The sequence below is a fragment of the Acidovorax sp. Root267 genome (assembly GCF_001429215.1).
GTDB classification, from domain to species: Bacteria; Pseudomonadota; Gammaproteobacteria; order Burkholderiales; family Burkholderiaceae_C; genus Acidovorax; species Acidovorax radicis.
In genome coordinates, this window is sequence record NZ_LMJC01000012.1 from 382,162 (window position 1) to 398,765 (window position 16,604).

General features: G+C 66.1%; 11 protein-coding genes. 3 read left to right on the forward strand and 8 right to left on the reverse strand.

The features are described 5' to 3' along the window. Positions 1-703: 703 nt before the first annotated feature. Positions 704-5,590, reverse strand: coding sequence for an EAL domain-containing protein (locus tag ASE39_RS11295; RefSeq protein ID WP_082615400.1), 4,887 nt, complete (start codon positions 5,588-5,590; stop codon positions 704-706). Positions 5,591-5,920: 330 nt separating this feature from the next. On the opposite strand from ASE39_RS11295, the gene ASE39_RS11300 reads away from it, so the two are divergent. Both ASE39_RS11300 and ASE39_RS11305 read left to right on the forward strand, forming a co-directional pair. Beyond that, on the forward strand, positions 5,921-6,409 hold the full coding sequence (locus tag ASE39_RS11300; protein ID WP_057271188.1) for a MerR family DNA-binding transcriptional regulator: 489 nt from the start codon (positions 5,921-5,923) through the stop codon (positions 6,407-6,409). Next, positions 6,406-6,855 (forward strand): PaaI family thioesterase, encoded by a 450-nt coding sequence (locus tag ASE39_RS11305; protein ID WP_057271189.1) that lies wholly within the window; start codon positions 6,406-6,408, stop codon positions 6,853-6,855. Before ASE39_RS11300 ends, ASE39_RS11305 begins: the two co-directional genes overlap by 4 nt. 42 nt (positions 6,856-6,897) lie before the next feature. On the opposite strand, the gene ASE39_RS11310 is transcribed toward ASE39_RS11305, so the two are convergent. The 4 genes from ASE39_RS11310 to leuA all read right to left on the reverse strand — a co-directional run bounded on the left by ASE39_RS11310 (position 6,898) and on the right by leuA (position 10,989). Further along, positions 6,898-7,998: a 3-deoxy-7-phosphoheptulonate synthase gene (locus ASE39_RS11310; RefSeq protein WP_029414197.1), complete on the reverse strand. Its 1,101-nt coding sequence runs from the start codon at positions 7,996-7,998 to the stop codon at positions 6,898-6,900. Between the two features lie 190 nt (positions 7,999-8,188). Beyond that, the gene (locus tag ASE39_RS11315) at positions 8,189-8,698 is read right to left on the reverse strand and encodes a C40 family peptidase (RefSeq protein WP_010465016.1); all 510 of its coding nucleotides are present in this window, start codon (positions 8,696-8,698) and stop codon (positions 8,189-8,191) included. Between the two features lie 79 nt (positions 8,699-8,777). After that, on the reverse strand, positions 8,778-9,269 hold the full coding sequence (locus ASE39_RS11320; RefSeq protein ID WP_057271190.1) for a GNAT family N-acetyltransferase: 492 nt from the start codon (positions 9,267-9,269) through the stop codon (positions 8,778-8,780). 34 nt (positions 9,270-9,303) lie between these two features. Then, positions 9,304-10,989 carry a 2-isopropylmalate synthase gene (gene leuA, locus ASE39_RS11325; protein WP_057271191.1) on the reverse strand — a complete coding sequence of 562 codons (1,686 nt, stop codon included), beginning with the start codon at positions 10,987-10,989 and terminating at the stop codon, positions 9,304-9,306. A gap of 427 nt (positions 10,990-11,416) precedes the next feature. On the opposite strand from leuA, the gene ASE39_RS11330 reads away from it, so the two are divergent. Then, on the forward strand, positions 11,417-11,779 hold the full coding sequence (locus tag ASE39_RS11330; protein ID WP_010465011.1) for a YciI family protein: 363 nt from the start codon (positions 11,417-11,419) through the stop codon (positions 11,777-11,779). Positions 11,780-11,798: 19 nt separating this feature from the next. On the opposite strand, the gene ASE39_RS11335 is transcribed toward ASE39_RS11330, so the two are convergent. Genes ASE39_RS11335 through ASE39_RS11345 form a run of 3 tightly spaced genes read right to left on the reverse strand, consistent with a single transcriptional unit; the run spans position 11,799 to position 16,285 of the window. Continuing rightward, on the reverse strand, positions 11,799-13,724 hold the full coding sequence (locus ASE39_RS11335; protein WP_057227822.1) for an EAL domain-containing protein: 1,926 nt from the start codon (positions 13,722-13,724) through the stop codon (positions 11,799-11,801). Then, positions 13,721-14,266 carry a YfiR family protein gene (locus ASE39_RS11340; RefSeq protein WP_010465007.1) on the reverse strand — a complete coding sequence of 182 codons (546 nt, stop codon included), beginning with the start codon at positions 14,264-14,266 and terminating at the stop codon, positions 13,721-13,723. Before ASE39_RS11340 ends, ASE39_RS11335 begins: the two co-directional genes overlap by 4 nt. A gap of 3 nt (positions 14,267-14,269) precedes the next feature. Next, positions 14,270-16,285 (reverse strand): TonB-dependent receptor, encoded by a 2,016-nt coding sequence (locus ASE39_RS11345; protein WP_242421412.1) that lies wholly within the window; start codon positions 16,283-16,285, stop codon positions 14,270-14,272. Between the last annotated feature and the right edge of the window lie 319 nt (positions 16,286-16,604).

Genomic DNA, 16,604 nt, shown 5'->3' on the forward strand with positions numbered 1-16,604 from the left:
GTGGGTCGCTCTACTACTACTGCTATTTATATATAGAACCATAAAAGAATAACCAGAACCCCTTCAGACAGGCCTCGCCGCACCACCAAGTCCAGGGCAATGGCCTGCAACGGGGACGGCAGACCTGGTGCTTGGGGACACCCCCCCAAGGCCTGGCGATCTGTCTGGCCAGGCTTTGGCGCCCATCGCATCCCGGGTGTGAAAGCCCCAACCATCCAAATTACTATCAATAAGATAGCTAAAACCGCTTATTCAATAAGCGCTGCGTGCCATTTTTGCAAAGAAATCGGTGCAAATCCAGTCCAGTGCGTAAGACTGGGGATAGTTCTGGCACAACCACCTGGTTATCCACAGAAAAAGGCGGGCACCGTGTTTTGTCCCCGTTCCCACGACAACGGCAGGAGGGTTCGGTGCACAGGGTTGGCGCGCGCGCAAGTGCCCGCCACACCTCAAGAAAAAGCGGTTGTCCACAATTCGGGGCGCCTTCTACTACTACGACTATGTATTTATAGACAACATAAGAAGAAGACAGAGGGACAACTTGGGGCGCAGCGGAGCGTCGTGGTGCCCATCTTCAGAAGGGGTTTGAGGGCGTTTGAGGTGGCCGAATGGATGCAAAGGACAGCGTTGCAGCGAAAAAACGCAGCCGACGGCGGCGCGCGGGCCGTCAGGGCGATGGAAAAAAAAGGGCCGCGTGGGCTGTCTACGCGGGGGAGGGGCGCAGGAAGGCCCCCAGGAGGTCCGCAGACAGGGGGCGGCTGAAGAGATAGCCCTGGTAGAGCTGGCAGCCGGCGCGGGCCAGCAGCTCGCGTTGCTCGGGGGTCTCCACGCCTTCGGCGATGACTTCCAGGCCCAGGCTGCGCGACAGGCCAATGATGGTGTCCACAATGGCGGCGTCGTTCGGGTCGGTCAGCAGGTCGCGCACAAAACTCTGGTCGATCTTGAGCTGATCGAGTGGCATGCGCTTCAAGTAGCTCAGGGACGAATAGCCGGTGCCGAAGTCATCCAGCGAGAACCCCACGCCGTGGGAGCGCAGCGCCGCCATGGTGGCGATGGTGGTCTCCATGTCTTCCACCAGCAGGCTTTCGGTCAGCTCCAGCTTGAGCAGATGGGCTGGCGCCCCGGTGATGGCCAGCACGCGGGCCACATCGTCCACAAAACTGGCATGGCGGAACTGGCGCGAACTCACGTTGACCGCCATGGTCAGGTGCGCCAGCTGGGGATCGGCCTGCCAGGTGGCCAGCAGCTTGCATGCCGTGTGCAGCACCCAGCGGCCCAGCGGCAGGATGAGCCCGGTTTCTTCGGCCAGCGGGATGAATACGGAAGGGGGCACCATGCCGCGCTGCGGGCTGGCCCAGCGCACCAGCGCCTCCACCCCCACGCAGCGGCCAGACTGGTGCATCTGCGGCTGGAAGTGCAGTAAGAATTCCTCTTGTGCCAGTGCCGCGCGCAGGTCGGTCTCCAGCCCGGCGCGGGCCGTTACCACGGCCTGCATGTCGGGGTCGAAAAAGCGCAGTGTGTTGCGCCCTGCGGTCTTGGCCTGGTACATGGCCAGGTCTGCCTGTTTGAGCAGCTCGCCCACGCTGGTCTGCTCGCCGGTGAACGGCGCGACGCCGATGCTGGGCGTGCTGCGGTACTGGTAGCCCGCCAGTGCATAGGGCACGGCCAGCATGGCCAAGATCTTCTCGCCCACCCCGCGCGCGTGCAGAGCCAGCTCGTGGGGCTTGGGGCTCAGTTCTTCGAGCATCACCACAAACTCGTCGCCCCCCAGCCGGGCTACCGTGTCCACGCTGCGCACGCAGGTGTTCAGGCGCTGCGCCACCTGCTGCAGCAGCAGGTCGCCCTGGTCGTGGCCCAGGGTGTCGTTCAGGGTTTTGAAGTTGTCGAGGTCGATGAACAGCAGCGCCCCGCCCTGCTGGCGGCGCTGGGCATTGGCCAGCGCATGGCCCATGCGGTCCATCAGCAGCATGCGGTTGGGCAGGCCCGTGAGCGCGTCGTAGAAAGCCAGGCGCTGGATTTCACGCTCATTGGCCTTGCGCTGACGGATGTCGGTGTTGATGGCCAGAATGGATTGCGGCTGGCCGTCGTCGCCACGCACCAGGGTCCAGCGGCCCTCGACCTCGATGGTGCTGCCGTCACGGTGGCGGTGCACGATCTCGCCCGTCCACTCGCCCTGCTCCAGCACCGTCTGCGTCGCATGGCGGAAATGGGCGGGGTCGTCGTAGAGCAGCGTCTCGATGGACTGGCCCAGCGCCTGCAACTGCGACCAGCCGTACAGGCGTTCGGCGCTTTTGTTCCAGAAGATGATGCGGTGTTCCAGGTCGCGCACGAGGATGGCGTCCTGGGCCTTGTCCAGCAGCGAGGCCTGGTGGCGGATGCGGGCATCGGCCTGCTGCCGGTCGATCTCGGACGACGCGCGCGCGGCGAAGATCTGCAGCGTGGATGTGATGAAGTCCGTTTCTGCAATGGGCTGGCGGAACAGCACAAACACAATGCCCACCACTTCGCCATCGGCGTTGCACAGCTGCTGCCCTGCGTAACCCTGCGCGCCCACATAGCGCAGCATCGGGGCATCGGGGTGCAGTTGCTGCACCTTGTCGGTCACCACGTGCGCGCGCTGCGACAGCAGCATGAGGCTGGGTGTGCCCTCCAGGCTGTATTCGTCGTTGGGCAACATCTGGCCATCAAGCACCGCAGCCAGCGTGGCCACCCGGGGCGGTCGCCCCTGCACGTCGGGCAACAGCCGCACCACGCAGCCGCCTTGGGCCCCCAGGGCGTCGGCCATGTTGCGCACCAGCTGCACAAAAAACTCGGTGCCTGTGCTGGCCGACACTGCCGCCGCCACCTTGAGCACCGAGGCCTGCAGCCGCTGCTGCGCCTTGTGCGCGCGCAGGCTGGTGATGCCAAAGGCCAGGTCGTTGGAGAGCTCCTGCAGCAGGGCCGCTTCTTCGGGGCTGATCTGCAAGATGTCGGGCGCGTAAAGGTACAGCAGGCCAAAGGTGCGGTCGCGGTTGCGATCGCGGTCCTGCAAAGGCAGACAGATCACGCCATGAAAGCCGTGGTCCAGCATGCGCTCGGTCCAGTCGGCAAAGTCACCCTCGGTTCGGATGTCCTGCACGATCACGGGTTTGCCCGAGCGCACGGCCGTGCCCGCCGGTCCCCGGCCGTAGGGGTCGTCGGCCGACCAGGAAAGCTGCAGGTTTTCGAGATAGTTCTGATTGTACCCCGCATGGGCAACTGGCTCGATGGACTTGCGTTCGTCGTCCAGTGCAAACCCCACCCAGCCCATGCGGTAGCCGCCGATGTCCACGGCAATCTGGCAGATGGCCTGCAGCAGCGTGGTTTCTGACGTGGCGCGCACCAGGGTCTCGTTGCATGCGCTCAACAGGCGCTGGGCACGGCCCATGCGGGCCAGCTCGCGTTCGGTGCGCAGGCGCTCGGTCACATCGGTGGCCAGCACCTGCCGCGCCGGGCGGCCATTGAAGCTGATGCTGCCAGCCGTGATCTCCACATCCATGAACGTGCCGTCCTTCTTGACGTGGCGGCTGATCACTGGTTTGTTGCGCTGGTCGATCGCAATCGCCTGAAGGGCTTCCCGGATGGTGGCGTGCCGTTCGGCCGGCCACAGGTCCGTCATTTCCATCGCCAGCAACTCGGCCTCGGTGTAGCCGTAGTGCGTTTCCATCGACTGGTTCACAGCCTGCAGGCGCAGCGTTTCCTTGTCGTACACCCACATGGGATGGGGATGTTCGTTGAACAGCATGCGGTACTGCTGCTCCGACGCCCGGAGCTGCCCGGCCACATGCCGCAGTTGCACCATGGCCCCCAGGGATTCGGTGAGGATCTCCAGGTGCGCCACATCGCGCCGCGAGAACGCGTTGGGCTTGTCCGACGTCACCTTGAGTGAGCCCACCACCCCCTGCGCCGTGCGCAGCGGCACCGCCATGACCGAGCGCACGCCATGGCGGTGGGGCAGCGAAGCCATGTCCCAGCCCTCGGCCTCGGTGTCGTTGCACACCACCGTGCGCCCTTCGCGCAGTGCGGGCCACAGCAGGCTCTGGTCCACGGCCAGCAGATGCCCCACAGGCCGCACGTGGTCGCCTGCCGAGGCCTGCGCCACCAGCTGGTGGCCCTGCAACAGCTCCACCAACGCACCGCGGGCCAGGGTCTGGCGCAGCACCGTGTTGGCCACCAGCTGCAGCACTTCGGGCAGGGGCAGGTCCAGCGACGAGATGCGCTGCTGCACGTGCAGCAGCTCGGCATGGTTCTGGGCATCGCGCTGTGCGTCGAGTTCGGTCAGCTTTTGTGCGCTGATGTCGGTCATGCCGCCCACCATGCGCACGGCCTTGCCGGCCGAGTCGCGAATCAGGAAGCCCCGGTCCAGCACCCAGGCATACGTTCCATCCTGCCGCAGAAAGCGGTATTCGGCCGACCAGTGGTTGTCCGTGCCGTCAATGGCTGCGTGGATGCCGTGGAGGATTTCCTGGCTGTCCTCAGGGTGCAGCCGCAGTGTCCAGGAGGTGCTGTCGGGCGGCAGCTGGTCGAGCGGCACGCCAAACAGGTTCTGCATGCCTTCGTTCCACCACATGGCATCGGTGTTCAGGTTCCAGTCCCACACGGCATCGGCCGTGGCACGCGACACCAGGTGAAAACGCTCTTCACTTTCGCGGCGTGCCTGCCGGGCCTGGTGCTGGACCGAGATGTCCTGGAAGGCCCCCTGGATGCGGATGATCTGGCCACCGGCATCGCGCGCAGCCTGACCGGCCGTGCGCACCCAGAATCGCCCGCCACCGGGCATGGCCACCTCGGCCTCCATGTCGAACGGCGTGCCATGGAGCATGCACTCGTCAAACGCCTTTTGCATCGGCACCCGGTATGGCGGCGTGTACAGCTGCAGCACCTGGGCCAGGCTCCCCACGCGGTGGGGGAGCCCATAGGCGGCAGCGATCTCCTGCGACCAGGTCAGCTGCAGGCTGGGCAGTTCCACTGTCCATCCCCCGATGCGCGCAATCTGCCCCGCCACACGCAGCGCGTCGCTCTGGGCCAGCATCTCGGCGTGCATCTGGTCGCGCTCCTGCACCAGCTGGGCCAGCAGGCGCTTCTGGCGGCGCAGCTCCAGCTGCACCATGGCCTGCCCTGCGAGGATCTTCAGGCCGTCGAGCTGCTCGGCCCCCAGTGTGCGGGGCACGGTGTCCAGCACGGCCAGCGTCCCCAGCGCAAAGCCTTCCGGCGTGACGAGCGGCACGCAGGCATAGAACCGGACGCGGGGTTCGCCCACCACCAGCGGATTGCCCGCAAATGCTGGATGCTTGCTGGCGTCAGGCACCACCACGGCATCGCGGCTGCCGTCCAGTGCGTGGTCGCAAAAGGCGATGGCGCGGTCGGTCTGCGCGAACGGCACCCCCACCGCCGCCTTGAACCATTGGCGCTCGCTGTCGACAAAATTGACCACGGCCATCGGGCAGTCGCAGATGCGCGCGGCCAGCGTGGCCAGTTGGTCAAACGCATCTTCCGAGGGCGTATCCAGAATGGCGTAGGACTGCAATGCGTGGAGCCGCGCGGCCTCTTGGGGTGCGTGCGCAGGCGGCATGGTCACGCGGGGGCAAGGCCCATGGGTACGCATCCGACCTCTGGGCGTTTTGCCGCCTGGGGAGGGTTGTAGGAGGGCCGGAGCTGCGTCAACAACAAGGGAGTGGGGCGGTAAAGCGGCACATGCCGGACGGCCCAGCCGCTGCAGGAATCCGCAAACGCCGGGGCCACCACTGGTAAAACATCAATGCTACACCGCACAGGCCCGCGTTGACGCACCGCACCATGCGGGTTTGTCCCAAATGAAAAAACGACGACTTGGCTGCGAGGGATGCGCGATCAGTCACCAAGGCAACCTTCGCGCAACACCAGGCTTGCTAGCCTTCGTGGCATGCAGATCTCCGAACTTGCCCACCAGGCCTCGGTGTCCGTCCACGCCTTGCGCCACTACGAACGGCTGGGGCTGATTCGTCCGCACCGTCGGGCCAATGGATACCGGGACTATCCCGCCAGCATCAAGCGCGAGGTGGTTTTCATTGCCATGTCGCGCCAGCTGGGCTTTGCCCTGCCGCAGATTGCCCGGCGGCTCGATGACTACCGTGCCGGCACGCTGGGCATTGACGACATGGTCCACGCCCTGCGGGAACGCGCGGCCGCGCTGGAGCAGCAGATCAGCCAGTTGCAAGCCCAAAAGCAGGTGGTGCTGGAACACCAAGCCTGGCTCGAAGCGCAACAGCGCAAGCGGCAGATGCCACCCCCGGCGGTGCAGGCCGCCCAGAGCCCCCCTGCACCCGGCAACTCCGGCAACTGGCCGCGTGTGCGGCCCAAAACACCCACCAAGTCCTCATCCCAGCCCGCACCTCACAGGAAAACGCCATGACTTCGTCCCCACCGTCCACCTCCCACATCGCCCAGTTGCAGACATTGGTTCTGGCCATGCCCATGGCCCGCACGTTGGGGCTGCGCTTCGTCCATGCCGAAGCGGGCCGGGTTGAAATGGAGATGCCAATCGGCGAAGCACTCTGCTTTCGCCCCGGCCAACTGCAGGCTGCGGCCGTGTTTGCCCTGGGGGACTTTGCCGCGGTGGCCGCGGCGGGCAGCGTGCTGCCGCCAGGCTGGACCAATGCCACGGTGGATGCGACCATCAAACTTGTGGCGCCCGCAAAAGGCACCTGCCTTCGGGCGCGCGGGCGTGTGGTCGATGCAGCGCGGCTGCTTACCGTGTGCGCGTCCGACGTGTTCGCGGTGGATGCAGGGGGCACCGAGACCCTGTGCGCCACCCTCCTGGCCACGGCCCGCAACATCGATCTCGCCGCTGCGAGGTAGGTCGTCAGCCGTACTGTTCTACAGGCGGCGCCCGCATGGTGCTCACGCCCGTGCGCGCCGCGCCCGCACGGCGGCCGCCAGCCCCTCCAGCACCGGAATGGTCTGCGCCATGCTGATGCAGGCGTCGGTCACCGACACGCCGTGTTGCAGCGGCTGGCCGGGAACGATGTCCTGACGACCTTCCTGCAGGTGGCTTTCAATCATCAGCCCGGTGATGCGTGCATCGCCCGCAGCAATCTGCTGGGCCACGTCGTCGGCCACGGAGATCTGGCGCTGGTGTTGCTTGCTGCTGTTGGCGTGGCTCACGTCGATCATCACCTGCTCGCGCAGGCCCGCCGCCTGGAGCATGGCGCAGGCCGCATCCACATCGGTTGCGCTGTAGTTGGGCTGCTTGCCGCCGCGCAGGATCACGTGGCAGTCCTGGTTGCCGCGTGTCTCGAAGATGGCGGCCTGCCCCATCTTGGTCATGCCCATGAAGGCGTGCGATGCCTGCGCCGCCTGGATGGCGTCGCTGGCCACCTTTACACCGCCATCGGTGCCGTTCTTGAAGCCCACGGGGCACGAAAGGCCGCTGGCCAGCTGGCGGTGGCTCTGGCTCTCGGTGGTACGCGCACCAATGGCGCCCCAGCTCACGAGGTCGCTGATGAACTGCGGGCTCAACAAATCCAGGAACTCCGTGCCCACCGGCAGGCCCACGGCCAGCACGTCCAGCAGCAGCTGCCGCGCCAGCTCCAGCCCTTCGTTGATGGCAAAGCTGCCATCGAGGTGCGGGTCGTTGATGTAGCCCTTCCAGCCCACGGTGGTGCGCGGCTTCTCGAAATACACGCGCATCACGATGAGCAGGTCGGCCTGCAGTGCATCGGCCTGTGCCTTCAACTGGTGGGCGTATTCCATGGCCTGGCTGTGGTCGTGGATGGAGCAGGGCCCCACCACCACGATGAGCCGATCATCCTGCCCTTGCAGCACCCGCGAAATGGCGGCGCGGCTGGTTTCCACCAGCGTCTGTGCCGCATCGGGCGTGGGCAGCCACTCTTGCAGCAGAGCCGGCGTGATGAGCGGGCGCACGGCCTTGATGCGCGTGTCATCAATGCGCGTGGTGTCGTGGGTGGAAATGGGGGTGGCGGAGCGGTGTGCGTGGGTCATGATGGCCCCGATTGTCGCGCGGCGCGGGGCAGCCACCGCTGGCAGATTCGGGCGAACACCTTTCTACCCATGGGCGACATCGGTAGAGACTGGCGCGCCCCAGGCGAGGGACGCAGAGCAAGGGCCGCCCCGCAGCGAGTGCGTCGTCCCCCTCAGGGGGAAGGCGCCGAAGGCGACTCAGGGGGAGCCGCTACGGTCTGCGGAACGCCGCATTCTGCCGCGACCAGTGGCGCGACTGCAGCTGGTCGAGCCGCACCGTGCCGCCGGTGGAGGGCGCGTGTACAAAACGCCCTTCCCCCACATAGATGCCCGCATGGTTGGGCTGGCGGCCGGTGCCGAACACCACCAGGTCCCCGGCGCGCAGCTCGCCGCCGTCGATGGGGTAGCCCCAGCTGTTGAGCTGGGCTACCGTGCGGGGCGGTGGCGTGCCCACCTGGTTGCGGTACACATAGCCGATCAGCCCGCTGCAGTCGAAGCCTGAGTCGGGCGTGTTGCCGCCGTAGCGGTAGGGCGTGCCCACCAGCCCCAGCGCGTGGATGGCGATGTCGTGTGCCTGGTCCGCCGTCAGCGGCGGGGTCGTGCGGCTGGGCGCGGACGAAGACGGGAATGAAGGCGATGGGGGCCGTGAGGTGCCGCAGCCGGTCAGGGCGAGCAGGGCGGCGGTGCAGGCTGCTAAAGCCAGACTGTGAAAAACGCGCATGGACGCAAGGGTAATGGAGTTGTGGCGCGTCCGAGGAGGTTCCCCGTGTCACCGAGCGGTTTTTGCGGTGTTTGCGGCCTCAGTGCTGGGCGGGGGCGTTCGGTGGTGTGCGGTTTTCACCATCGCCTTCGCGCACCATCGGCACGAAGGCGATGCCCCGGGTCTGCACCGAAGGTCCGGTGGCAATGAACCCCATGCGTTCGTAGAAGCCCTGTGCGAAGGGCGTGGCGTTGACCGTAATGCGCGCGCCGTGGCGTGTTTTCGACAACGCATGCAGCCACAATTTCCGCGCCCAGCCCCGCCTCTGGAAAGGCTCAGCGACGAACAGATGAAAAAGATGGCTGCCATCGCGCACCACGATCACGCCCGCCAGATCGTTTCTGCCTACCACCGCAACCCAGGTGGTGAACGCCGCTGTAGCCAGACGCGCGGCAACCGCCTCGGGTTGCAGGGACTGCAGGAAATCCTCTGCCCCCCGGCCCTCCGGGTCCAGGGTGAAGAAGTGCGCTACGGACAGGATGAGCGCACTGATTCCTGGCGCATCCCCTGAGGTTGCTGGTCGAATTTTCATGGCCAGGCGTATCAGGGGATGTTGTGGTGCGCGGTCAGGCGATGGTGGTCGTGGCCTGCTGCTGCGTCGGGCGCCGCGCCACCAGCCGGTTGGCTACGCTCACGATGGCCAGCACCGACGCCGTCACGATGTTGTGGCTGGCACCCGCGCCGAAGGTGGAGCCTGCCACGCCCTCCATTGCGGCTTCCACGATGGCCAGCGCCTGGGCGTTGGCGCCCGTGCCGGTGGCGCGCTCTTCGTAGTGGTCCACGCGCAGCGGCAGGCCCAGCGCATCCACCGTGGCGGCAATCGGCCCGTTGCCCTGGCCGCGCAAATGCTGGCGCGTGCCGTCGACGGTCACGTCCAGCTCGATGCCCTGCCCGTCTTCATCGAGCCGGTGGCTGTGGCACACGATGGCCGCCTGGGCCGGGGCGCGCAGGTAGGTGGCCTGGAACAGGTCCCACAGCGCCTCGCCGCTCATCTCGCCTTCGCTCGCGTCCGTCTGGCGCTGCACCACGGCGCTGAATTCGACCTGCATGCGGCGCGGCATCACCACGCCGTGTTCGCGCTCGAGCAAGAAGGCGATGCCGCCCTTGCCCGACTGGCTGTTCACGCGGATCACGCTGTCGTACGTACGGCCCAGGTCCGCGGGGTCGATGGGCAAGTACGGCACTTCCCACAGCGCGTTCGGGTCCTGCGCGGCAAAGCCCTTCTTGATCGCGTCCTGGTGCGAGCCCGAGAACGCGGTGAACACCAGGTCGCCCGCGTAGGGGTGGCGTGGGTGCACGGGCAGCGAGGTGCATTCCTCGGCGATGCGCGCCACCGACGTGATGTCCGAAAAATCGAGGTTCGGGTGCACGCCCTGCGTGTACATGTTGAGCGCCAGCGTCACGATGTCCACGTTGCCGCAGCGCTCGCCGTTGCCGAAGAGGCAGCCTTCCACGCGGTCGGCACCGGCCATCATCGCCAGCTCTGCCGCGGCCACGCCGGTGCCGCGGTCGTTGTGCGGGTGCACCGAGAGCACGATGTGCTCGCGGGGGGCGAGGCGCCGGTCCATCCACTCGATCTGGTCGGCGAACACGTTGGGCGTGGCGTTCTCCACCGTGGTGGGCAGGTTGATGATGATGGGGCGGCCGGGCCCGGCGTTCCAGGCCGCGATGGCGGTCTGGCAGGCCTTGAGCGACACGTCGAGCTCGGTGGCGCTGAAGGTCTCGGGCGAGTACTGCAGCGTCCACTCTGTGGCGGGCTGCGCGTCGGTGAGCTGCTTCAGGTAGCCCACGTGGTGCGCGATGAGCTGCATCACCTGCGTCACGTTCATGCCGAACACGATGCGCCGCCAGGCGGGGGCTGTGGCGTTGTACAGGTGCACGATGGCGCGGGGCGCGCCCTTCACGGCCTCCACCGTGCGCGCGATCAGGTCCTCGCGCGACTGGGTCATGACCATGATGGTCACGTCGTCGGGGATCAGGTCCTCGTCGATGAGGCGGCGCACAAAGTCGAAGTCGGTTTGCGATGCGGCCGGAAAGCCGACCTCGATCTCCTTGAACCCGATGCGCACCAGCTCCTCAAAGAGCTTCATCTTGCGCTCGCCGTTCATCGGCTCGAACAGCGCCTGGTTGCCGTCGCGCAAATCGGTGGAGAGCCACACGGGTGCGCGGGTGATGCTGCGGGAGGGCCACTGGCGATCGGTCAATGCGACCGGGGCGATGGGCTGGTACTTGGTGGCGGGCTTGGCAATCATGAGAGGCTCCACGAACGGTGTGTGCGGTGCGCTGGAAGAAATGCGCGGTGCACGGGTCAGACGAAATGAAAAAACAAAACGTGTGACATCCCCTGCAGCCCTTTGCGTGTGCAAAGGCTGGTTCGCGGGCCGGGGTCAGGGGGAAATCAGGTGTTGCGCTGAGCGAGTCAGGCAACGGTGGCGAACGCAGGCAGACCCCGGCCAAGCACTAGTAGGCTTAGCGATAGGGTGGGTAGGAGCATGCTGCGTTGCATAAGGGTTCGAAGATAGCACAGGCTTGCTGCGGCGCGCAAGGTTTTGATAAAAAATCGCCGCTAGCGCTTGATGGATAAGCGCTAATAGCTATCAAAATAGTAGTAAATGTTGCTGGTAGGATGGCGCCTTTCGCTTTGCCCCCTTCGCCTTCGCTTCGTCAGGAGACCCTCCCATGCCCTACATGCTGATCATCATGGAACCCCACGGCCAGCGGGCCGAGCGCGGGCTGGCGGGCGGGCAAGAGGCCTATGCCCGCATGCTGCGGTTTGGCGAGGGCCTGCAGGCCCGGGGCCTGCTGCGCGCCACCGAATCCCTGGCATCCACCGAACAGGCCGTGCGTTTGCAAGTGCGGGAGGGGCAGACCCGACTGGTGGATGGCCCGTTCGCCGAGACGAAAGAAATGGTGGGCGGCTTTTACCTGCTCGACTGCGCCACGCGTGACGAGGCGGTGGCCATTGCCCGGGAATGCCCGGCCGCCGAATGGGCCACCATCGAGGTGCGCGAGGTGGCACCGTGTTACCACGGGGCAACGTGAAGTGCTGCGCTGACGCTTTTCACGCCCCCCGGCGCGCCGTGCGTTCCTGCAGCAGGGCCTGAAACTGCTCCACCGGCATGGGCCGCGCAAGCAGGTAGCCTTGCAGCACGTCACAGCCCTGGTGCACCAGGTAGTCGGCCTGTTCCGGCGTTTCCACCCCTTCGGCCGTGATCTGCAGCCCCAGGCCGTGGGCCAGCGCCACGATGGCGGTGACGATGGTGCGGCTGTGTTCCTGGCCGGGCAGGTCCTTGACAAAGCTGCGGTCGATCTTGAGGCGGCGCATCGGCAATTGACGCAGGTAGCCCAGGGACGAGTAGCCGGTGCCAAAGTCATCAATGGCCAGGTGAATGCCCAGCTGGCTCAGGCGGTGCAGGGTGTGCGCGCCAGCCTCCATGTTGTCCATCAGCACGGTTTCGGTGAGTTCGATTTCGAGCAGGTGGGCGGGCAGGCCCTCTTCGCGCAGGATGTCCATCACGCGCTCCAGGAACTGCGGGTCGCCCAGTTGCCGGGCCGAGATGTTGACGGACACCCGCAGCGGCCCGCCGGCCTGCCACCGGGCGGCATCGCGGCAGGCCGTGCGCATCACCCAGTAGCCCAGCGGCACGATGAGGCCGCAGTCCTCGGCCACCATCACCGCCTCCAGCGGCGAGACGTTGCCCAGCTCTGCATGCGACCAGCGCAGCAGTGCCTCGGCGCCCACCAGGGCACGGTCGGTGGCGGCAAAAAGCGGCTGGTAGTGCAGCGCGAGGCCCTCGCCCCGCTGCAGCGCAGCGCGCAGCGCGTGCTCGATGGCCTGGCGCCGGACCACCGCCTGGTTCATCGATGCGTCAAATCGCACACAGCGGTTTTTGCCCATCTCTTTGGCGCGGTACATGGCGGTATCGGCATTGCTGACCAGGCCGTCCATGTCGGCCGCGTCGCCCGGGAAGGTGGCGATGCCTGCACTGCAGGTCACGGTCACTTGCTGGCCGACTTCGGTGAACGAATGGAGGAAGGTGCCGACGATCCGCTGGCCATAGGTATTGAGCGCCGCGTCGTCCATGTCCAGCGGCAGGATCACGGCGAACTCGTCGCCCCCCAGGCGCGAGATCGCGTCGGTGCTGCGCACCACGGACTGCAGGCGCCGTGCCACCTGGCGCAGCAAACCGTCTCCGGCCGCATGCCCGAAGGTGTCATTGAGGGTCTTGAAATTGTCCAGATCGATGTACACCAGGGCCACGCGGGTGCCCAGGCCCCGGGCCGCTTCGATCTCTGCGCCCAGGCGTTCGTTGAAGGCATGCCGGTTGCCGGTGCCTGTGACCGCATCGGTATGGGCGAGCGCATGCAGGCGGTTTTCGGCGTTGCGCACGGCCGCCCGGCTGCGCAGCACCATGGCGGCCGCCAGGGCCATCACACACCCGGCAATCAGCAACGCGCTGACAAAACGGATGGCCAGGCGCGAGTACACCGCGCTCATCGACTTGCGAAAGTACAGTGTTCCCGACGCCACGCCCGCCGTTTCGACTGGACGGGCAATCTCCAGAACGCGCAGCCCCGCACGCTCGGCCATCCCCCCCATGCCTGCGGCCGCCAGCGTGGCGGGGAAGTTCTCTTCCGGGCTGCGTGTGTACCGCGCCAGCGGCAGGCCCCGCACGTCATACACGCTGGCACCCAGCACCATGGGCGATGATTTCAACGCCCCCAGCATCTCGGTGGCGGTGTGCGCATCACGGAACATGACAGCGGCCGCGATGTTGTCTGCCACGATGGCGGCCTCCACGCGGCTGTCCTGCAGCATGGACTGGCGCGTGCTCCAGTAGTCCAGCCCGGTGAGGGCCAGCACCACGGTCAAAAGCGCCAAGCCTGCCGCCAGAATGCCTGTCACCACCAGCCTGGACGACAGCAGCACGGGCGGCAGCGGTGGTGCCGGTATCGGGGCCTGAGATTCGGGGGCCTGGGTTTTCATCGGTTCACCTTGGCCAGCCGCAGCAGTCTGGAGCTGATCGTGAGGCCGGCCTTGGCGGCGGCGTCGGGACTGATGCCAAACACGATACGCCCTTCCTGCTGGGCCAGGGCGATGACGATCTCCGGGTTGACGAAGGTGAGTTCATCCGCAATCGTCAAGACCCCGTGGGACGGGGGCAGTGTCCGCAGCATTCGCAATGCCTGCTCCACGTCTGCGTTCTGGAGGATGAGCATCCGGCAGTGGCGGATGCCCGCCAACTCCAGGAGTTTGACCCGCACGGTGCGGCCTTTGGCGGTTTGTTTGCCTTCCAGCGCGGTCAGCGGGCGTTTCAGTGGACTGAAGGGAGACACGCAGATGGACAGCTCGTTGCCCGTGGCCATATCGTTGTCGGGCCATTCGACGAACTGGATGAAGTTGAAGATGTAGGCTGCCTTGAGGTCGAGTTCCTCCACGGGATCGGTGGCGTGCGCGAGGCCACCCACCCCGCCCAGCAGACACAGGCCGATCCACAGCATCTTGCGCAGTCGGATGGCGTTGTGCATGGCTCAGAACGCGTAGGTGAGCTTGAGCCGGTAGGTCCGTCCATCCTGCCGGATCGACGCTTCGCGGATCTCGTACGAGGCGGGGTCCGCAGCGCGGTGGTTGAACAGGTTGTACACGCCCATCGATACGTCCACATCCGCAAAGCGCTTGGTGTAGACGATATTGGTGACGATGGAACCCGGCAGGCGCGAACCCGTGAGGGTTCTGCGCGCGCCTACGGCAATGGCCTCCACCGCATACTGACCCGGTTTGCCCGGGCCTTGCGCGCCCAGCGCCAGGGTGTCCGACCACTGTGCCTTGAGCAGGTGCCGGGGAGAATTGGTCAGTGGCTCTGGGGTGCTGGTGTTGCGCGCCTTTTGCCAGCCATAGGCCACACGCAGGCGCGAGCCGCCTTGCCAGCGCTGTTCCACCTCGGCTTCCAGCCCGTGAACGCGCACGCTGCCGGTGTTGCCGAAATTCAGTCTTTCCGCTGCGTTCGCATCGCCCAGCGCGATCAGGTCGGTCACCTGCGACCGGAACGCCGTCAGCAGCATGCGGGTGGCGCCGGTGGGGGCATGTTCGAGGGCCAGCTCTGTGGTGCGCACCTTTTCCGACCGAAGCCCCTCCGAGCTGACGATGCCGCCGGGCAGGTCCACGCGGTAGTCGCGTTCGTAGGCATTGGGGGGCCGGTAGGCCGTGCCGTGCAGCAGCTTGAGGGCGGTAGAGGGGGTCCACCAATACACCAGGCCCAGCCGGGGATGGAAGCTGCCCGCACTGCCGGACTGCTTGCCCCAGCGCAGCCCGGTGTGCAGCGTGAGTGTGGGCGCCAGCGCAAATTCATCCTGCATGTAGATGCCCAGTGCATCGCCCGAACGGCGGGTGTCCAGGTACTGGGCGGGTGGGTCCAGATCGACGTTGAGCTGCTGGATGCGGGTGTCGCGCCGGTAGTCGATGCCCCAGGCGAGCTTGTGGCGTGCAAACGCCGTGCTGACCCACTGCCAGTCGGTGCCCCACCACTGCCCGGTGCCGACGTCGCGGTTGACCGTGAGGGGCGGGTAGTCGTACACATAGTCGCCCACGAAGCGGTAGCGCCCGGCGTGTACGCGGCCGGTGAGCGCCAGTGAGGGCGAAATCTGGTGCGTGGTTTCGGCCGCCAGGCGGGTGGTGGTGTCGATGTAGCGCGAGCGTGGGTCGTTGAAGGCCTGCGAGAACGAAGCCGTGGGCGTGCCCTTGGTGCGCTCGCCATGGGCCAAGGTGAGCGTGAGCCCCTCCCGCTGCATGCGGGCAAACAGCTGCGTGCTGCGGTCGAAATCCAGGCGGTGTGCCACACCATGGTGGGTCTCGGGCGCGTCGAACGCCGAAAAGTACTGGTCTGCCCCCCCGCTGCTGGAGCGCGTCACCGCGATGAGCCAGTCGCTGCCCAGGGCATCCACCGTGCCCAGCGAGAAGCGTGCCTTGGCGCTGCCTTGGCTGCCCGCCTCCACGCTGATCTGCGGCCCGGCCAGCTGGCGGCCGTTGCGCGTGATGACATTGACCACGCCAAAGAACGCATTGGCGCCATACACCGCAGAGCCCGGCCCGGGAACGAACTCCACGCGGTCCACCAGGTCCAGGTCGAGCGGGAAATCCGTGCCGATGGCGGCCTGGTCGTAGAGGTTGTCGTTAAAGCGCACGCCGTTGACCAGCAGCAGCACCCGGGTGTTGTAGTCGCCCGGTGTGGCAAAGCCGCGTGTGCCAAGGTAGTGGTAAGAGCGGTCGTACGAGACATACAGCCCGCGCATGCTGCCCAGCACTTCCGCCAGCGTGCGATAGCCAAAAAGCCGGATGTCGTCTGCGGTCACCACGCTCACCACGGCGGGCGCTTCCAGGGCGGTTTGCGCATACCGGCTGGCCGTCCGGACCTCCATCTGCATGAGCTGTTCCAGCGGCAGCTGGGCAATGTCCGCCTGCGCGGCAGCGTGGGATGCAAAGCCACACAGCAGCGCCAGCACCAGCTGCTGTGTCCGCTGGGTTGTATTGGGTTCCGATCCTCTTTGCATGGGTGGTGCACCCGCTGTGGTGAGGGCCCGCGCATGCAGGCCAAGGCGTTCTGGAGGTTCGTGAATCAGTGGGGCGAAAGGTTTACAAAGTGTATCCATCGCCGGGACCGAACAGTCCCTCCGGGGATCGGTGATGACCCCTAGGGATGACCTGCATAACTCCCTGCGGTCTGTGATAGCGCGGCCTCGGGCGGTTCGCTGCGTTGCTTTTCTTGCCAATAGCCCGGCTATTGGCTGCAAAAAGACGCCTTGCGTCCCATCCCGATCCGCACTACCACTGACTCGCGAGGGTTATGCAGGACATCCCGAGAAAACTGTA